General features: G+C 69.0%; 18 protein-coding genes and 1 pseudogene. 2 read left to right on the top strand and 17 right to left on the bottom strand.

The window, feature by feature from the left end:
* Positions 1-18: 18 nt before the first annotated feature.
* The 10 genes from AC27L4_RS20140 to AC27L4_RS20095 all read right to left on the bottom strand — a co-directional run bounded on the left by AC27L4_RS20140 (position 19) and on the right by AC27L4_RS20095 (position 10,996).
* Positions 19-411, bottom strand: a complete 393-nt coding sequence (locus AC27L4_RS20140) for a hypothetical protein (RefSeq protein WP_487144147.1) — start codon at positions 409-411, stop codon at positions 19-21.
* A gap of 487 nt (positions 412-898) precedes the next feature.
* Positions 899-4,039, bottom strand: coding sequence for an efflux RND transporter permease subunit (locus AC27L4_RS20135; RefSeq protein ID WP_487144146.1), 3,141 nt, complete (start codon positions 4,037-4,039; stop codon positions 899-901).
* Between the two features lie 4 nt (positions 4,040-4,043).
* Complete coding sequence (locus AC27L4_RS20130; RefSeq protein WP_487144145.1) at positions 4,044-5,147, bottom strand: efflux RND transporter periplasmic adaptor subunit; 1,104 nt, start codon at positions 5,145-5,147, stop codon at positions 4,044-4,046.
* Between the two features lie 160 nt (positions 5,148-5,307).
* Positions 5,308-6,207, bottom strand: a complete 900-nt coding sequence (locus AC27L4_RS20125) for an HNH endonuclease (protein WP_487144144.1) — start codon at positions 6,205-6,207, stop codon at positions 5,308-5,310.
* 130 nt (positions 6,208-6,337) lie between these two features.
* Complete coding sequence (locus tag AC27L4_RS20120) at positions 6,338-7,096, bottom strand: ABC transporter permease (protein WP_487144143.1); 759 nt, start codon at positions 7,094-7,096, stop codon at positions 6,338-6,340.
* Positions 7,093-7,866 carry an ABC transporter ATP-binding protein gene (locus AC27L4_RS20115; RefSeq protein ID WP_487144142.1) on the bottom strand — a complete coding sequence of 258 codons (774 nt, stop codon included), beginning with the start codon at positions 7,864-7,866 and terminating at the stop codon, positions 7,093-7,095. The genes AC27L4_RS20120 and AC27L4_RS20115 overlap by 4 nt, the downstream gene beginning before the upstream one ends.
* Positions 7,866-8,918: an ABC transporter substrate-binding protein gene (locus tag AC27L4_RS20110; RefSeq protein ID WP_487144141.1), complete on the bottom strand. Its 1,053-nt coding sequence runs from the start codon at positions 8,916-8,918 to the stop codon at positions 7,866-7,868. The genes AC27L4_RS20115 and AC27L4_RS20110 overlap by 1 nt, the downstream gene beginning before the upstream one ends.
* A 44-nt stretch (positions 8,919-8,962) precedes the next feature.
* Positions 8,963-9,421 carry a VOC family protein gene (locus tag AC27L4_RS20105; RefSeq protein WP_487144140.1) on the bottom strand — a complete coding sequence of 153 codons (459 nt, stop codon included), beginning with the start codon at positions 9,419-9,421 and terminating at the stop codon, positions 8,963-8,965.
* Positions 9,418-10,176 (bottom strand): FadR/GntR family transcriptional regulator, encoded by a 759-nt coding sequence (locus AC27L4_RS20100; RefSeq protein WP_487144139.1) that lies wholly within the window; start codon positions 10,174-10,176, stop codon positions 9,418-9,420. The genes AC27L4_RS20105 and AC27L4_RS20100 overlap by 4 nt, the downstream gene beginning before the upstream one ends.
* 220 nt (positions 10,177-10,396) lie before the next feature.
* Positions 10,397-10,996 (bottom strand): LysE family translocator, encoded by a 600-nt coding sequence (locus tag AC27L4_RS20095; protein ID WP_487144138.1) that lies wholly within the window; start codon positions 10,994-10,996, stop codon positions 10,397-10,399.
* Between the two features lie 133 nt (positions 10,997-11,129).
* Between AC27L4_RS20095 and AC27L4_RS20090 the strand changes: the two genes are divergently transcribed.
* Positions 11,130-11,270 carry a hypothetical protein gene (locus AC27L4_RS20090; RefSeq protein ID WP_487144137.1) on the top strand — a complete coding sequence of 47 codons (141 nt, stop codon included), beginning with the start codon at positions 11,130-11,132 and terminating at the stop codon, positions 11,268-11,270.
* Positions 11,271-11,297: 27 nt separating this feature from the next.
* Here the strand turns inward: AC27L4_RS20090 and AC27L4_RS20085 are convergent, their stop codons facing one another.
* The 7 genes from AC27L4_RS20085 to AC27L4_RS20055 all read right to left on the bottom strand — a co-directional run bounded on the left by AC27L4_RS20085 (position 11,298) and on the right by AC27L4_RS20055 (position 16,047).
* Positions 11,298-12,080, bottom strand: coding sequence for an SDR family NAD(P)-dependent oxidoreductase (locus AC27L4_RS20085; RefSeq protein WP_487144136.1), 783 nt, complete (start codon positions 12,078-12,080; stop codon positions 11,298-11,300).
* Between the two features lie 215 nt (positions 12,081-12,295).
* Entirely contained in the window at positions 12,296-13,018 is a 723-nt protein-coding gene (locus tag AC27L4_RS20080) for a cytochrome c biogenesis CcdA family protein (protein ID WP_487144135.1), read from the bottom strand.
* A gap of 8 nt (positions 13,019-13,026) precedes the next feature.
* Positions 13,027-13,431, bottom strand: coding sequence for a thioredoxin family protein (locus AC27L4_RS20075; RefSeq protein ID WP_487144134.1), 405 nt, complete (start codon positions 13,429-13,431; stop codon positions 13,027-13,029).
* Between the two features lie 127 nt (positions 13,432-13,558).
* Positions 13,559-14,074 carry a DoxX family protein gene (locus tag AC27L4_RS20070; RefSeq protein WP_487144133.1) on the bottom strand — a complete coding sequence of 172 codons (516 nt, stop codon included), beginning with the start codon at positions 14,072-14,074 and terminating at the stop codon, positions 13,559-13,561.
* A 5-nt stretch (positions 14,075-14,079) separates the two neighbouring features.
* Positions 14,080-14,877, bottom strand: coding sequence for an HvfC/BufC N-terminal domain-containing protein (locus AC27L4_RS20065; RefSeq protein WP_487144132.1), 798 nt, complete (start codon positions 14,875-14,877; stop codon positions 14,080-14,082).
* Positions 14,861-15,751 carry an MNIO family bufferin maturase gene (gene bufB / locus AC27L4_RS20060; protein WP_487144131.1) on the bottom strand — a complete coding sequence of 297 codons (891 nt, stop codon included), beginning with the start codon at positions 15,749-15,751 and terminating at the stop codon, positions 14,861-14,863. Before bufB ends, AC27L4_RS20065 begins: the two co-directional genes overlap by 17 nt.
* Before the next feature lie 62 nt (positions 15,752-15,813).
* The gene (locus AC27L4_RS20055) at positions 15,814-16,047 is read right to left on the bottom strand and encodes a BufA1 family periplasmic bufferin-type metallophore (RefSeq protein WP_487144497.1); all 234 of its coding nucleotides are present in this window, start codon (positions 16,045-16,047) and stop codon (positions 15,814-15,816) included.
* Positions 16,048-16,407: 360 nt separating this feature from the next.
* Here AC27L4_RS20055 and AC27L4_RS20050 point away from each other — a divergent pair.
* A pseudogene (locus tag AC27L4_RS20050) lies at positions 16,408-16,637 on the top strand (GDCCVxC domain-containing (seleno)protein).
* Positions 16,638-16,708: the final 71 nt, after the last annotated feature.

Raw genomic sequence — 16,708 nt, 5'->3', positions numbered from 1 at the left:
CGGTTTTAGCTCGCAAGATCAAATGCTTGCGCTCTGCGAAAGAAAGAAGCTCCGGCTAGCGGCGAATGCGCTGTCGTTACCAGGCAAGTCCACGAGTTGGACTGCGTATTCAAGCAACTCGGCTTTCACATCCTCATCCGGCGTGTTCTCGATTTCATCGAGAGTTTTCCGCGAGGCCATAAGATCCCAATTGGCCCGAGCGCCCACTTGGAAGACGTGCATCAGCGCCTCGATATCGTGCGCGCGGGTCACGTCTAGTCCTGCCGGCATCGGCTCTTGCTCAAAGATCTGCTCACTGTGCTTGACGAGAAGGTTCACGACGTTCGTATCAAGGAAGACCCGAGTCGGGATGTTTTCGAAGGGGTAGCGGGCGCAGTCCTCACTGTGTTTCGCCTGGCTTCGATAGAGCACCCACCTTCTTCGATTCGGGTCCCACAACTCCAAGCCCATCGCTGTCCCCCTTAGAGACCCGGTATCCGCACAGCTGGTCTGCAACGATTCGATCAACCGTCAAAAGGCGGCCGAGGCCATCGGGAAATCCGTTCAAGCGGTCCATATAAATCGGCCGGCGAGGCTGTGCCGTAGCAGAGTTCACAATCATGGTCGGTCTGGAAGACCTCCACGCCGATCTTGCAGCGGGCGATTGTATTCTCAGGCATGGTGTAGCCGACGCGGGGGAGCAGTAACGATTTGCCGTATGGTGGACAAGGTCAGGCGGCCGCAGCGGGCAGGTCGAACGCCGGCTTGCCCCTGCCCGCTGCGCCCCATCCGTCGCCCCTGCGGGGCGCCACCCCACCCTCGGTGGAGAAAGCTTTTGCGCGCCTGTTTCTGCCATGGAAGCGGCGGCCGCTTCCTTCGTGAAGGACGGCAGAGCCGCGGCGACGCCCCTGCCCCGGCCTCAGCCGGGCGGAGGCGCCGCTTCCTTGCGCAGCGAGGGCCTCACCCGCTCGCGCAGGGACTGGAAGACGACGTAGAGCGCCGGGATGACGAAGATGCCGATGAAGGCGGCGGCGATCATGCCGCCGAACACCGGGGTGCCGACGTGCCGGCGGGCGAGCTGCGAGGGGCCCTCGGCTATCACCAGCGGCAGCAGGCCGAGGATGAAGGCGAAGGACGTCATCATCACCGGGCGGAAGCGCAGCCGGGCGCCCTCGGTGGCGGCGTGCAGCAGCGGCGCGCCCTTCTCACGCATCTCCTTGGCGAACTCGACGATGAGGATGCCGTTCTTGGCCGCCAGGCCGATCAGCACGACGATGCCGATCTGGCCGTAGAGGTCGAGCGCCAGCCCGCCGATGACGATGGCGGTGAAGGCGCCGAGCACGCCGACCGCCACCGAGAGCAGCACCGGCACCGGGATGGTCCAGCTCTCGTAGAGCGCCACCAGGAAGAGGTAGGCGAACAGGAGGGCGAAGGAGAGGATGAGGCCGGTCTGCCCCTCCGCCCGCTTCTCCTGGAAGGACACGTCGGTCCAGGCGCCGCGATAGCCGACCGGCAGGGTCCTGGCCGCCACCTGCTCCATCGCCGCCAGCGCCTGGCCGGAGGAGACGCCGGGCGCGGGCGAGCCCTGCACCGTCACCGCCAGGCGGTTGTTGTAGCGGATCAGCGCCTGCGGGCCGACGGCGAGCCGCACCTCCAGGAGGCTGCGCAGCGGGATCATGTCGCCCTTCGCGCTGCGGACGTTGATGCGGTAGATGTCGTCGACCCTGGCGCGGTCGGAGGCCTCGGCCTGGACCTGGACCTGCCAGGTGCGGCCGAACAGGTTCATGTCGTTGACGTAGAAGCCGCCGAGCGAGGCCTGCAGCGCCTGGAACACGTCGCTGAGCTTCACGCCGAGGATCTGCACCTTGTCGCGGTCGATATCGAGGTAGATCGAGGGCGCCGAGTCCGAGAAGGTGCTGAACACGCGCCTGAGCTGCGGCTCCTGGTTGGCGGCGACGAGCAGGCCGCGCAACGCCTGGGCGAGGGCCTTCGGGTCGCCCGTGCCGACGTCCTGCAGCACGTAGCTGAAGCCGCCGCCGGAGCCGAGGCCGATGATCGGCGGCGGGGCGAAGGGCAGCGCGCTGCCGCCGCGGACGGCGCGCAGCTTCGGCGTCAGCCGCCCGATGATGGCGGCGGCCGAGTTTTCCGGCCCCTGGCGCTGGTCGAAGGGCTTCAGCGAGACCATGACGAAGCCGGCATTGGCCTGCGAATAGCCGTCGATGAAGTTGAAGCCGATCACCGAGGAGGCGTCCGAGACCGTGCTCTCCTCCTTCAGGATCGCCTCGACCTGCTTGACCACGGCGGTGGTGCGCCCGACGGAGGCGCCGTCCGGCAGCTGCACGATGACGAAGAAGGCGCCCTGGTCGTCCTCCGGCAGGAACCCGGTCGGCGTGACGCGCGACATGCCGTAGATGCCGGCGCCGAACACGGCGGTCAGCACCAGCGCCAGCACCGAGATCCGCACCAGGCGGGCGACGATGGCGCCGTAGCGGTCGCGCGTCCAGTCGATGCCGCGCATCATCACACCGATGACGCCGCGGCGCGGCCCGTGCTGGGGCTTGAGCAGGATGGCGCACAGGGCCGGCGACAGCGTCAGCGCGTTGACCGCCGACAGGAACATCGACACGGCGATGGTGACGGCGAACTGGCGGAACAGCTCGCCGGAGATGCCGGGAATGAAGCCGACCGGCACGAACACCGACAGCAGCACCAGGGTGATGGCGATGATCGGCGCAACGATCTCGCCCATCGCCTTCTTGGTCGCCTCCGCCGGCGTCAGCTCCGGATGCTCCTCCATCACCCGCTCGACGTTCTCCACCACGACAATGGCGTCGTCGACGACGATGCCGATCGCCAGTACCACGGCGAGCAGCGACACGGTGTTGGCGGAATAGCCGATGGCGTTGAGGACGACGAAGGCGCCGATCAGGCTGACCGGCACGGCAAAGGTCGGGATCAGCGTGGCGCGCCAGCTGCCGAGGAACAGGAAGACCACCACCACGACCAGCACGAAGGCCTCGATCAGGGTCTTCTGCACCTCGTGCATCGTCGCCGTGACGAAGGCGGTCGGGTCGTAGGTGACCTTCCAGGTCAGATCCTCGGGAAAGCTCTTGGCCAGCTCGCCGATGGTCTGCTTCACCGCGTTCAGCGTGGCGATGGCGTTGGCGCCGGGCGACTGGTAGACGGCGATCAGCACCGCCGGCCCGCCGTTCAGCCTGGTGTCGCGGTCGAGGTTGGCGGCGCCGAGCTCCAGGCGCGCCACGTCGCCGAGGCGCAGCACCGAGCCGTCGGAGTTGGTGCGGATGATGATCTTGGCGAACTCCTCCGGCGAGGTCAGGCGGCCCTTGGTCTGAATGTTGAGCTGGAGCTGCTGGTCGTCGGAGATCGGCCGTGCGCCGATGCGCCCCACCGCCGCCTGCAGGTTCTGGGACTGGATCGCGGCGATGAGGTCGTTGGTGGTGAGGCCGAGGCCGGTCAGGCTGTCGGTGCGCACCCAGGCACGGATCGCGTAGTCCTGGGCGCCGAACAGCGCGGAATCGCCGACGCCCTCGGTCGACCGGATCGGATCGAGCAGGTTGATGGTGGCGTAGTTGGAGATGAACAGGGTGTCGTGGGTCTTGTTCGGCGAGGACAGCGCGATGACGCCGAGCAGGGCCGAGGACTTCTTCTTCACCGTCACGCCGGAGCGGGTGACCTCGTCGGGCAGCTTCGACAGCGCGATCTGCAGCCGGTTGCTGATGGCGACCGTGTTGATGTCCGGATCGGTGCCGAGCTCGAACGAGGCGAGGAGCGAGTAGCTGCCGTCATTGCCGCTGACGCTCTTCATGTAGATCATCTTGTCGGTGCCGACGATCTGCGCCTCGATCGGCTGCGCGACGGTCTGCTCGATCACCGCGGCGGAGGCGCCGGGGTAGCTGGCGGTCACCGACACCTGCGGCGGCACGATGTCGGGATATTGCGCCACCGGGATGACGTAGAGCGAGATCAGGCCGGCGATCACCGTGACGATGGCGATGACGATGGCCAGCCGCGGCCGGTCGACGAAGACGGAGGAGATCATGAACTCAGCTCCGGCCGGCCAGCGGCGGCGTCACGGGCGAGGCCAGCACCGGCACGCCCTGCCGCAGTCCCTGCAGCCCTTCGACCACCACCTGCTCGCCGCCGGCGAGGCCCTCGCCGATGATCGCATCGCCGCCGACCGAGCCGGTGACCTTGACGCGCTTGACCACCGCCTTGCCGTCCTCGACCGCGAAGACGTAAGCGCCCTGCTGGTCGGCGATCAGCGCCGACTGCGGCACCAGCACCTTCTCCTCGCCCTCCGGCCCCTGCACGAGGACGCGCACCAGGCTGCCGTCGATCAGCTTGCCGTGCTCGTTGGCGATGGTGGCGCGCACGGTGACGGTGTCGGTGGCCTGCGCCACCGTCACGTCGACGAAGTCGATCGTGCCGATCTTGTCGTAGGTGGTGCCGTCGGAGAAAGTGATGCGCACCTGCAGCGGCTTGCCGCTCGCCGCGGCCTTCTCGCGGTCGAAGTGCAGGAACTCGCGCTGGCTCACCGGGAAGAGCACATACATCGGATCCTCGCTGACGATCACCGCCACGGCGCCGCTGTCCGGCCCGACGACGTTGCCCTTGGTCAGCTTGGTGCGGCCGATGCGCCCGTCGATCGGCGCGGTGATGTCGGTATAGCTCAGGTTGATCTTGGCGAGGCTCAGATTGCCCTCGGCGGTGGCGACGTCGCCCTCCGCCGCCTTCTCGTCGGCCACGCGCTGGTCGCGCGTCGCCACCGAGCCGGCATTGGTGCGCATCAGGTCCTCGGCGCGCTGGCGCTGCAGGCGGGCATTGTCGAGCGCGCCGTTGGCGCGCAGCAGGGCGCCCTCGGCCTGGCGCACCGCCGCCTCGAACGGCCCCTTCTCCAGGCGGAACAGCGGGTCGCCCGCCTTGACCACCTGGCCGTCCTTGAACAGCACCTCCTCGATGAAGCCGGTGACCCGGGCGCGAATCTCGACCCGGTCCACCGCCTCGACCCGGCCGACGAAATCGGCGGTCTGCGCCACCGGCCGCCTCTCCGCCGCGACCACGCCGACCGGCAGCGCGGCGGGCTGCTGCGCCGTCGCCGGCACGACGAGCCAGGATGCGAGCACGGCGGCGACCAGGAGACGGCGCATGGGGTCACTCCAGTTCCAAGAGGTTCGGCTGTCCTTCGATGAGGGCCGGGCGGACCGGTCTGTCGTCATGCTGCGCCCTGCGTGTCATCGGCAGAATCCGAGTATCATAGAATGCACCCATTGTTTTTGACACAGCAGGAGATCGCGCAGGCCCGCGGCGTCACGCCTTGAAGCAGTGGTCGCGGTGCCATTGCAGGAAGCGGGGATGCGGCCGGTCGGACGGCCGTTCCGGGGCGCGGGCGAAGCCGTTGCCGTTGATGAAGGCGCGGATGCCGTCGGGGTCGTTGACCTGCCGCGAGACCAGGATCTCCAGGTCGTCGGAAAGGCTGATCAGGCCGCGGTCGAACATCCAATGGGCCGTGCCGGACAGGGCGATGCCGTTGTTAACGACATCAGGCCCGTTCGCCTCGACCGGCCGGATATGGGCCGCGGCGACCTCGGCGCGGCCGCCGCCGTTGATCAGCCGAAGCCCGGAAACGGCGCAGCGCTCGCCATAGGCACGCAGGACGACGCTGCGAAAGACGCGGTCGCGGACGATCCGCGAGGCGAGGAAGGTCACGCGGCTGCGATCGTCCTCGAACAGGAACGGCGCCTGCTCCTCCTGCAGGCCGGCGGACGGAGCGGCCTCTTCGAGCCGGGGCAGCAGCGGCTCGGCCTGGTCGAGGCCGAGGGCGACGATGCGCCGGAAGTCGGCTGGAGACAGCGCCCTGACCGCCGATTGGGCCCGGCCCGAAATCCGCCCGTTCGCGTTGAGCAAGCCTTGCTCGGCCAATCCCTCGCCACCGCTGAACGCAACCGGGCTGGCGAAGTCGAGATAGCTGCCGGGCTCGATCAGGGCGAGATGCATGCCGGGCGCCGACGGATCGGGAATGACCTGCCGGACCTTCGCGACGGCGAAGTAGCCGCGCGTCCCGGTCACCTTGCGCGGCTCGTAATAGACGATCCAGTCGCCGATGCAGGCCTCGACGCGGCGGAGATACTGGCCGGGGAACTGGTAGCGCTCCGCCGGGCTGTCGTCGTAGCGTGAGTCCGTGCGGTGAATGAAGATCCCGAATCCCATGGCCTGCCATAGCGCGATTCTCAGCCGCCCGCATGCCGGGGCGCCAGCCGCGGCCCGGCGTAACTGCCCGGCACGGTCGTGCCGTCTTCGAACGAGATGCAGGCCGTGAGCGGGGTGGGCGGCGCGCCGGTCAGTACTTCACCACCGCCCGCTCGACCGCGACGACGGCCAGGAACAGCAGGATCGACAGCGACGAGGACAGCACGATCGCGGCATAGAGCCGGTCGGACTGGTAGTTGAAGGTCGCCTGGATGATCAGGGCGCCCAGGCCCTTGTCCGAGCCGATCCACTCGCCGACGATGGCGCCGATCACCGCCGTGGCCGAGGCGATGCGCAGCGAGGAGAACAGCATCGGCAGGGCCCGCGGGAAGCGCAGCCGCCAGAACACCTCCGAGCGCGTCGCCGACAGCACGCGGAACAGTTCGTGCTCGTTGGCCGTGGCCGAGTCGAGGCCGCGGATCATGTTCACCAGGGTCGGGAAGAAGCAGATCACCGCGGCGATGACGATCTTCGGCGTCAGGCCGAGACCGAAGATCAGGATGATGATCGGCGACAGGGCCAGGATGGGGATGGTGTTGAAGAACAGCACCACCGGGAAATAGGCAGCCTGCACGGTGCGGCTGTGCACGAAGACGACGGCGAGCAGAACGGCCAGGAGATTTCCGATCAGGAAGCCGGCGAGACTCTCGACCACCGTCGGCCACAGGTTGCCGAGCAGCAGCGGCCAGCTCTTGACCAGGGTCGTTCCGATCGCGGTCGGTGTCGGCACGATATAGGCCGGCACGCCGGCGACCGGGAGGAGGAACTGCCAGGCGACCAGGATGGAGGCGGCGCCGAGCACCGGCAGCACGGCCTGGGCGGTCGGCGACAGGGCGGCGGCTCGGCTCATGAGGCCTCTCCAAGGGCTGTGCGCAGGTCGGCCATGGCGGCGACGAGCGCCGGATCCTCGCGGCGGCAGCGGTTGCCGTCCTGCTTGATCGGCCGCAGATCCCGGTCCGCCATGATGCGGCCGGGACCGGCGGCGAGCACCAGCACCCGCTCGCCGAGATAGGCGGCCTCGGCGATGGAATGGGTGACGAACAGCACGGTCATGCCGGTGCGGCGCCAGAGGGCGAGCAGCTCGTCGTTCAGCCGGTCGCGGGTGATCTCGTCGAGCGCGCCGAAGGGCTCATCCATCAGCAGGAGCTTCGGCTCGCCCAGCAGGGCGCGGGCGATCGCCGCCCGCTGGCGCTGGCCGCCGGAGAGCTGGTGCGGGAAGCGCTCGGCCAGCCCGGACAGGCCCATCAGCGCGATCAGCTCGTCGCTGCGGTCGGCGATCTCGCGCGTCAGGTGCCCGCGGCCGACGGCGAGCGGCAGGCGGATGTTGTCGCGCACGCTGCGCCAGGGCAGCAGCGTCGAATCCTGGAAGACGAAGCCGACGTCGCGCCGCTCGCGCACCGCCCGCGGGCGGGCGCCGAGCACCGCGATCTCGCCGGCGAGCGGCTCCAGCAGGTCGGCGGCGACGCGCAGGAAGGTCGACTTGCCGCACCCAGAAGGACCGAGGATCGACAGGAAGGTCCCGGCCTCGACCGTGAGGTCGAGGCCGGAGATGACCTTGGTCACCCCCTGCTTCCCGGCATAGCCGACGTCCAGCCGCCGCGCCTCGATGGCGTTCGGCATCAGGCGCCCGGCGCGTTCAGCTTCGGCCGCTCGGCCGCGGACAGCTCGAGGATCTTCGTCGTGTAGACCTCCTCGGGTTTCGGCGCGCCGTTGGGGTACTGGCCGATCTTGTCGAACAGCGCGATCTGCTCGCCGATCGACTTGGGATCGAAGACGCCCCAGCCATCCCTGGCGGTGTCGGCGTCGAAGCTCAGCTTCAGGATCAGGTCGATGGTCTTGAGCTCCCATTCGAGCGAGAGCTCGGGCCGGGCGGTGGTGAGCTTGCGCACGGCCTCCTGCGGATTGGCATGGGTCCAGCCCCAGCCCTTGGCCACGGCGCCGATGAACTTGGCCAGGGTCTCCGGATCCTGCTCGATGCCGCTGTCGGTGGCGAAATAGACATTGGCGTAGGACGACAGGCCGAGATCACGGGTCAAAAGGTCGACGCGGTCGTCGCCGACCACGCTGAGCGCCTGGGTGTTGGTGATCCAGCCGCCGATCGCGTCGACCTCGCCGCGCACCAGCGGCCCCTTGTCGAAGCCGACCGTGACGACCGTGAGGTCGTTGATGTCGATGCCGTTCCTGGCGGCGATGGCGTCGATGACGAAGCGGGCGGTCGGCTGGATGCCGATGCGCATGCCCTTGAGGTCGGCGACGCCGCGCAGCGGCTTGGACGCCTTGGAGGTCAGCGCGTAGGGGCCGGTGCGGAAGCCGCAGGCGAGGAGTTTTACGGGAATGCCGCTCGCCCGGGCGCTGTAGAGCTGCGGCGTCTCGGAGAACTGGCCGAGCTTGGCGGCGCCGGACACCACCGGCGGCACGGTGGCGGCATTCGGCCCGCCCGGGCTGAACTCGACGTCCAGGCCGGCCTCCTTGAAGTAGCCGTTCTCCAGCGCCATCACGTCGCCGATCTGCCCGTTCGAGATCAGCCAGTCATACTGGATGACCACCTTGGCCGCCGCCCTGGCGTCCTGCGACAGGATGAGCTGTATGCCCGGCGAAAAGGCCGCCAGGCCGGCAAGGCCCGCCTTCACGAACAGGCGGCGGTCGAGTGTCGGTGTCTTGGTCCCACTCATGGTGCTGGTCCTCTTCTGCGACGGCATCGGGGTCCGGCTCGCCCCTATTGGCCGGCCTTTGCGGCTTCGGAATTTTCGGCGTGATAGTCGCCCGGCCCGCCCTCGAGCCAGGCGTAGAGTTCCCAGAGCGTGTCGTCCGGGTCGGTGAAATAGGCGCAGCGGGCATTCCAGACATGGTCGGCCGGCGAGCCCTGGAAAGGCACGCCCTTGGCGCTCAGGGCGGCGTGGAGGGCGTCGACATCGGCCGGCCGGTCGAGCTCGACCGCGACGCAGACCTTGTGCGCCCCGCGCGGCGAACGCAGGTTGGAGATGCCGGCATGGCGGTTGATGTGGTCGAGCTCCCAGGCCGCGAGCGTGATGCCGGAGCCGTGGAAGTCGGCGAAGCCCTCGGCGCGGCGGCGCAGCTCGAAGCCGAGCTTGCCGGTGTAGAACGCCACCGTGCGCTCGATGTCCTCCACCAGCAGGCAGACATCGGTGATCTTCCTGATGCGGCCGAGCGTCATGACGTTTCCTTCCTTGTCCCGGCGCGGGGCTTCGGCCCGCCCGGCGGGGGCAGGCGGACGCCGACGCGGTTGGCCGCGCCGATGATGTGGTCGCGCATGGCGGCGCCCGCCTCCGGCGGCGATCCGGCGACCAGCGCCTCGTAGATGCGCACATGCTCGGCGACGTTGATCTCCACCAGCGCGTGCAGCGGGTTGGTCAGCCGCGCATAATGGATGGAGCGGCGGATCTGCTCGCACACGAACGAGATGAAGGTGTGGATGTAGGGATTGTCGGTCGCCTGCGCGATCTCGCGGTGGAAAGCGAGGTCGGCGTCGATGCTGCCGTCTTCCCAGCGCTCCTCCCCGCTCATGCGGTCGAGGGCGGCCTTGATCGCGTCGAGGTGCTTCTGCTGCCGGCGGCCGGCGGCGAGCGTCGCCGATTCCACTTCCAGGATGCAGCGCAGCTCGAACAGCCGCTCCATGTTGCCGATGTCGTCGAGCGCGCCGAGGTCGATGCGGATCGCCGCACGCTGCTCCGGCGCCAGCACGAAGGCGCCGACGCCCTGGCGCGCCTCGACGAGGCCGTCCGCCCGCAACTGCGCAACGGCCTCGCGGATCACGTTGCGGCTGACGCCGAACTCCTCGGAGAGCTGCTGCTCGGTCGGCAGGCGGGCGCCGGGATGCAGGACGCCGGAAGCGATCTTGCGGCTCAGCAGCAGCGCCACCCGGCGCGGCAGCGCCTCCACCGTGCCGATCATCGGCGAGCGCTGCTTCATCGCGCCGCCTCCGCGCCGGCCGCCGCAGGGAACCGGAACAGCCCTCGCCGGCCCGCGGCGCCCCCGCCGATGACGGCCGCCGCGATGCTGCAAGCCATGACGCCTCCCCTCGGACCGGCACGTTCCGATCTTCGTCTGAACATATATATCATCCTACAACTGGGCAACGCTCATTTCATCGGGGCGATCGGTGCCGGCGCGGATCGCCGGCGCCTGCGGCTCAGCCACGCGTGGCGATCAGGGCGGCCGATCCCGCCATCAGGCCGGCGGCCGACCGGTTGACGGCGCGCATGCGCCGCGGCGAGCGCACCAGGGCGCGGGCCCGGGTCGCGGCTGCGACATAGGCGAGTTGCACGCCGAGATCGAGCGCGGCGCCCAGCAGGGCGACGGCGGCGATTTCAGCCGTGGTCAGCGCCGTCATGTCGAAAGCGTGCGGCAGCACGGCGCCGAAGAACACCACCGCCTTCGGGTTGCCGAGCGTCAGCAGCAGGCCCGGCAGCACGCCGCCGCGCCGGACCTTCCGGGCATCCCCGCCGGGCGCCGCCGCCGGAGCGGTCCACAGCTGCCAGGACAGGATCAGGAGATAGGCGACGCCGCCCCATTTTACGGCGACGAACACGGGCTCGAACCGCAGGGCCAGCGCCGACAGCCCGAACAGCGCCGCCAGCAGCCAGATCGCATTGCCTGCGACCATGCCGGCGGCGAAGGGCAGGCTGGCCCGGCCACCCCGCGCCAGGACCCTGGCGACCAGCGCGCCCTGCGCCGGGCCCGGCAGGGCCGCGGCAATGGTGAAGGGGATGACGAAGAACCAGATATCCATCGCAGTCCGTCCCCTGCCCTGCCGTCGCCGACAGTATGGCGGCGAGGGGGCGGAGCCTCAAGGGTGGCGCGGACGCGCCCTCTCCGCCCCCCGGCGGCGCAGGCGGCGTCCTTTCGCGAGCGGCGCAGCGGCGATGCTTCATCCCGGCGAACGACGCTATCGCGCCACCGGCGACAAGCTCTACCTCTACGGCGACACCAACGGTGACGCCCGCTTCGACTTCCCGGTGATCCTCGACAAGACCGCCGTGCTCCACGCCGACGACGTGCTGTAGGAGGCCTGTCCGAACGCCGTTCCCGCCTCAGATGATGGAATGGAAGGCGCCGCCGTCGCCGCGCTGGGCGGTGCCGTTCTGGGCCGGGTTGGTCATGAGCTGGACGACGGCGCGGCCATGTAGCATCGGGTCGATCAGCTTTTGCAGCAGCGAGCCGGGCATGTCCGTCTTGAAGAAGTCGCCGATCACCTCGGCGAAGGGGCGCCGGCGCTGCGCCGAGATGCTCTCGAAGTAGGTCTGCACCGATTCGGTTGCGGTCGGTCCGGGCATGTAGGCGTTGACGCGGACATTGGTGCCGCGGGTCCGCTCGGCCAGCGCCCGCGACAGGCCGAGCTGGGCCGTCTTGGTCACGGAGTAGTGGGTCATGTGCGGCAGCGAGCGCAGCGCCGCCTCCGAGGCGATGAACACGACGGACCCGCTGTCGCGGTCGAGCATCTCCTTGAGGACGATGCGGGTGATGCGGATGCCGGTCATGATGTTGGCCTCGAAATAGTCGTGCCAGCGCTCATCCGTGATCTCGAAGAAGTCCTCGACGTCGAAGCGGCCGATATTGTTGACGAGAAACTCGACCGGGCCGAAGGAACTGGCGTAGTCGCGCAGGGCCCGGGCGCCCTCGGGCGTGGTCAGGTCGGCGACGATGCCGCGGCCGTTCGGCCCGAGCTGGCGCACCGCCTCGTCGAGCTTGCCCTGGTCGCGGCCGTTGATGACGGCGATGCCGCCCTCCTCGCAGAAGGTCCTGGCGATCGCCAGGCCGATGCCGGAACTGCCGCCCGTGACGATGGCTACCTTGCCGGTGATGCCCAAATCCATGTGTCTCTCCTGTCCCTGTCGTGGCTCGGGGCCGGGTCGCCTGCGTCAGCCGCAGGAAGACGTCCTCGATGGTGATGGCGCGCGCCGGATCGCGGAGGCCCTCGGAGCGGCTGCCGCCCCGGCCCTGCCCGATGCCGCGGATGCCTTCTACGACTATCATGGTCGTCCTGCGCAGTCCTCGCGGATGCCGGTGCATGGCGGCCGTTCCGATGGCCTCAGAAGCGAGTCGTGAGTTGCGTCAGCCATGCGGGCGAGGCGTCGACCAGGAAGGCTTCGAGCCGTTTGTCGAGACCGGTGAGGATCAGCAGCCCGATCAAAAGCAATATCCCGCCGAGGGCCATCCTGCCCGCAAGGGCGGTCCGCACAAGCCCGCCGCGTCGACGGAGCACCACGTCCCGGGAGAGGACGCCGAGGACAAGGAGGGGCAAAGCTGCGCCGATGCCGAAGGCGATCATCACCAGCGCGACCCGACCGAGATCCTTCCCTTGCGCTGCCAGCACCGAAGCCGCGCCAAGCGTCGGCCCGACGCACGGGCTCCAGATCGCGCCGAGCAGGAGGCCGAGCCCGAACTGCCCCTTCAGGCCACTCGCGGCAAAGCCGCCGAAGCGGCGGTCGGCCCATCCGCCGACCGATCCGGCCGTGACCGCCAGTCGAGCCTGAAGCTTCGGCGCCAGCAGGATGACGCCGAGGACCACCAGGATCGACGCCGCGGCGCCGCGAAAGAGATCGCCGTCCAGCCCGATCGAGAAGCCGACCGTCGCGACGAACAATCCGATGACCACGAAGGAGGCGGCGAGGCCCGCCGCGAGCGCCGCCGGTCCCCGCCGGTGCTCGGCGACGGCCGCTCCCAGCACCAGCGGCAGAATGGGCAGCACGCAGGGCGACAGCGTCGAGAGGACGCCGGCCAGGAGTGCCAGCAGGACGCTGCCGACGTCCATGGGCCGGCCTATTTCTTCATGTTGGACTGCACCAGGGCGGCGATGGAGCCGGGATCGGTGTCGCCGACGGAGCGCGCGGTCTCGGCCTTGCCCCTGAACGCGATCAGCGTGCTTTGGCTGCGTGCGCCGAAGCCGCGCACGACGGGCTTCTGGCTGTCGAAGTCGACCGCGTAGATGACGAGATCCGCGTTCGCCGGCTCGCCGGCCAGGCGGTCGATCACCGGCTTCTGCGCCTTGCAGGTCGGGCACCAGGTCGCCGAGATATCGACGAGGATGCGCGCGCCGCGCTGCTGATCGGCGGCGAAGCTCGCCTTGTCGAAATTCCTGCGCTCGGCTGCGCATGCGGTCGGCGCCGCCGCCGATGAAATCATCGAGATCGTGACGGCAGCGGCGAGAAGCAGACGTCCTTGCATTGAAGCCTCCTGTCCGGGATCTCCGGGGACGGAGCCGTCGCGGCGGGCTCAACCGACGGTTCCCGGCTCATCGCCGGCATGCTGCCGACGCGCCACGCACGGCCGAGCATCGGTTCGGCTGACGCGATCATCCTCGGGCGTCTCCGTCCATCCCGCCCGGACGGCACAGCCCGTCGAGCAGATGATCGCACGAAAGGGGCCCGGGACCGAGCGCGATGATGGCGAGCGCCATGGCCGCCCATGGCAGGTGGAAGTTGGCCCAGCCGTCCGGAACGACGAGCTGGATCACGCCGGCCATGACGAGCAGGCCGAGCGCGGCAAGGCGCGTCCCGAGACCGAGCACGAGCAGGACCGGCAGCACGATCTCGGCGATGCCGGTGACGTGCGCGACGACGAGCGGCGCCGGGAAGCCATAGGCGCCGCCGAAGACATGGAGCTTGAACTCCTCCTCGAAGAGATAGGCCGCGCCCGCCGACAAGGACAGGAAGCCGTCCCAGCGGGTAAGCCCCGACCGGAAGAAGGGAACGGCGAGCGCGATGCGAAGAACCGGCGGCGCCAGCAGCAAGGCCAGCCGCACGAGTCCGTGCAGTCCCTGCCGCACGGCCCGGTCGATCGCCACGAGGTTGGCGTGGGCTCTGGTCATGATCGTCACACCGAGGCCATGGCCGCTGCTTCGCCGGCGTGGCCGCAGCCGACGACCACGCCGGCCCGCAGGAGGCCGGAAAGATTGACGGAAAGGTCGAAGCCGCCGTCCGACGTCAGGGCGGCCCTGGTCGCATCCAGAACGGAAAGCCCGTCGAGGAGCGCCCGGAGGAAATCGGCGCCGCCGCCCGGCAAGAGGCGCAGTTCGACCTCCGCTTCCGGCCGCGCGATCATCATATCCTCGCCGCCGGCATCGAGAGCCACGGGATGGGGTACGCCGTCGTCGACATTCATGCGCCAGATGGTCAGGACCGGGAAGCGGGAACGGACAGGACGGACGGAGGGGTGCAGTTGCAGCCGAAGCGTCGGCAACGCTTCCGGCGCGACGCGCATGAGGATGGCCGGATCGATCGGAGCCGCCTCGGCCGCATGATAGGCTTCCGTCCAGGCGCGTTCGACGCGGGCAATGTCCGGCAGATACGCCAGCGCAGCGGCCGGCTCGAAGGCTTCGATGAAATCCGGAAAGCCTGCGCCGTAGCCGAGCATGATCGGCGAATCCGGAGGCCGGCCTGCGACGTAGACGCGGGCCATCGCACGGAAGAAGTCCGGCCCGACGATCCGGCGGACCGCCGGGAAGGCGGCCTGCAGCGTGTCGATCAGTCCGGCCACGACATTGTTGCGATAGACCGCGAAGCGCCGGTCGCTCGGCCGGCCGTCCGGACCGATCAGGCCGGGCGGCGTCGGCAATGCGGGGTCGAGCAGTGCGGCGGCGAACGCCCGTTGCCGTTCAGCAAGCTGCGGCATGACGAGGCTCCCGGGGCTGGACGGCCGCCGTGACGGCTTCGGCACGATCGGCCTCGGCCTTCAGCGCCGGCCATGTCGGCACATCGGCATCCCATTCGATCAGGGTCGGCGTCGGGCCGATGAGCCGGACGGCATGGCTGAAGAGATCCCAGACGATCTCGTCGACCGGACGATCGTGAGTGTCGATGAGCAGCGGCCGTCCTGCTTCGTCCGCCTCGCGGGCGCAGCCCGCCAGGTGGATTTCCTGGACATGCACGAGCGGATAGGCGTCGACATAGGCTCGTGCGTCCCATTGCTGGTTGGTCGCCGCGACATGGACGTTGTTGATGTCGAGCAGCAGACCGCATCCGGTGCGCCGCACGACTTCGGCGATGAAGTCGATCTCCCGATAGGTGCTCTCGGCGAAGGCAAGATAGGTCGAGGGGTTCTCGAGCAGCATCTGGCGGCCGAGCGTGGTCTGGACCTCGTCGACGTGCTCGCAGACGCGGGCAAGCGTCTCGGCGGTGTAGGGAAGCGGCAGGAGGTCGTTGAGGAAGCCGGCATCGTGCGACGACCAGGCGAGGTGCTCGGAGAACAGGGCCGGTTCGTAGCGCCCGATCAGCCGCGCGAGGCGCTGCAGATGGTCCCGATCCAGCGGCCGGTCCGCTCCGATCGACAAGCCGACGCCGTGAAGCGACAGCGGATAGTGCTCGCGGATCGCTTCGAGATAGCGATGCGGCGGCCCTCCGGCCCCCATGTAGTTCTCCGCGTGAACCTCGAAGAAGCCGATGTCGGGACGGGTCTCCACGATCGTGCGGTAGTGCTCGGCCTTGAGGCCGACGCCGGCACGCGGCGGGATGGCCGGGGATCGCGCGCCGGGCGCGTGGACGGGCATGGCGGCCTCCGTTCTATGGACGAGCCGGGCGGGGGATGTCCCGCCCGGTTACGGCGCGGCGTTCACGCCTTGGGCGTGAGGCTGCCCATCCCGTTCGGCGTCTTCATCGCGTCGCAGGTGCCCTTGGGCACGAGCTTGAAGGCGTTGCCCTGGTAGTCGGCCGCACTCGTGCCCGCGCAACTCGTCCCGGCGCCGGCATAGCAGTCGTTCTGTCCTTTGAGCGCCACTCCGAAGCATTTTTCGACCTTGCCGCCCGACAGGGCCTTCATGGTCTTGGCCTCGTTCTCCTTCATCATCTTTTCCATCTCGGCCTTGCTCATTGCGGCCGAAGCCGGGATCGCGGCGATCGAACCAAGGGCCGCGACGAAAGCACCGGCAACGAGCGCGGGCAGCATGCGATTGGACATCTGTGTTCCTCCGGTCGAGATTGGTCGCGCGGACAGGTGCCCGCGAGGCGGCCCGATCAAGGCGCGCCTGCCGAGGAATTCGCCGGGGAGCGGGAAAGGTTACGAGTTGGTCGCGCCTCGGTGCGGTCGCCCGATAAACTGTTTGTGACCCGGGCCGGACGAAGCGGGCCGATGGCCGGCGCGCGGAGGACAGGCCGGTGCTATGCCGACCTCCCGACGGCCGGGACGGCGCGATGGCGGGCAGGATCGATGCAGCAGCATGGACCCATCCTTGAATCCACGATCGCCTGCCCCGATTGCGGACATCGCGCGACGGAGAACGTGCCGACCGATGCCTGCCGGTCCTTCCATGATTGCCCGGCGTGCGCCTGAAGCCGAAACCGGGCGATTGCTGCGTTTCCTGTTCCTACGGGACGGTGCCATGCCCGCCGGTCCAAGCCGGCCGCGACGCATCGGCCTGCTGTGGCGGCAACGGCTGAACGGTCGCCTTTGACTTCCGGCCGTAGCCGGGGGCAAAGCCCGGGACCGCCCCGCTCCGGCCCTTCCGCCA

This window comes from Labrys sp. Lb11, assembly GCF_057554225.1.
This window is presented reverse-complemented; position numbering and strand designations above follow the sequence as displayed.

Coding starts and splice junctions, on each gene's coding strand:
- bufB (WP_487144131.1), bottom strand. CDS start 15,751: ATGCCCGTCCACGCGCCCGGCGCGCGATCCCCGGCCATCCCGCCGCGT.
- AC27L4_RS20055 (WP_487144497.1), bottom strand. CDS start 16,047: ATGATGAAGGAGAACGAGGCCAAGACCATGAAGGCCCTGTCGGGCGGC.
- AC27L4_RS20125 (WP_487144144.1), bottom strand. CDS start 6,207: ATGGGATTCGGGATCTTCATTCACCGCACGGACTCACGCTACGACGAC.
- AC27L4_RS20095 (WP_487144138.1), bottom strand. CDS start 10,996: ATGGATATCTGGTTCTTCGTCATCCCCTTCACCATTGCCGCGGCCCTG.
- AC27L4_RS20085 (WP_487144136.1), bottom strand. CDS start 12,080: ATGGATTTGGGCATCACCGGCAAGGTAGCCATCGTCACGGGCGGCAGT.
- AC27L4_RS20065 (WP_487144132.1), bottom strand. CDS start 14,877: ATGCCGCAGCTTGCTGAACGGCAACGGGCGTTCGCCGCCGCACTGCTC.
- AC27L4_RS20090 (WP_487144137.1), top strand. CDS start 11,130: ATGCTTCATCCCGGCGAACGACGCTATCGCGCCACCGGCGACAAGCTC.
- AC27L4_RS20105 (WP_487144140.1), bottom strand. CDS start 9,421: ATGACGCTCGGCCGCATCAGGAAGATCACCGATGTCTGCCTGCTGGTG.
- AC27L4_RS20120 (WP_487144143.1), bottom strand. CDS start 7,096: ATGAGCCGAGCCGCCGCCCTGTCGCCGACCGCCCAGGCCGTGCTGCCG.
- AC27L4_RS20070 (WP_487144133.1), bottom strand. CDS start 14,074: ATGACCAGAGCCCACGCCAACCTCGTGGCGATCGACCGGGCCGTGCGG.
- AC27L4_RS20110 (WP_487144141.1), bottom strand. CDS start 8,918: ATGAGTGGGACCAAGACACCGACACTCGACCGCCGCCTGTTCGTGAAG.
- AC27L4_RS20100 (WP_487144139.1), bottom strand. CDS start 10,176: ATGAAGCAGCGCTCGCCGATGATCGGCACGGTGGAGGCGCTGCCGCGC.
- AC27L4_RS20115 (WP_487144142.1), bottom strand. CDS start 7,866: ATGCCGAACGCCATCGAGGCGCGGCGGCTGGACGTCGGCTATGCCGGG.
- AC27L4_RS20135 (WP_487144146.1), bottom strand. CDS start 4,039: ATGATCTCCTCCGTCTTCGTCGACCGGCCGCGGCTGGCCATCGTCATC.
- AC27L4_RS20130 (WP_487144145.1), bottom strand. CDS start 5,147: ATGCGCCGTCTCCTGGTCGCCGCCGTGCTCGCATCCTGGCTCGTCGTG.
- AC27L4_RS20080 (WP_487144135.1), bottom strand. CDS start 13,018: ATGGACGTCGGCAGCGTCCTGCTGGCACTCCTGGCCGGCGTCCTCTCG.
- AC27L4_RS20075 (WP_487144134.1), bottom strand. CDS start 13,431: ATGCAAGGACGTCTGCTTCTCGCCGCTGCCGTCACGATCTCGATGATT.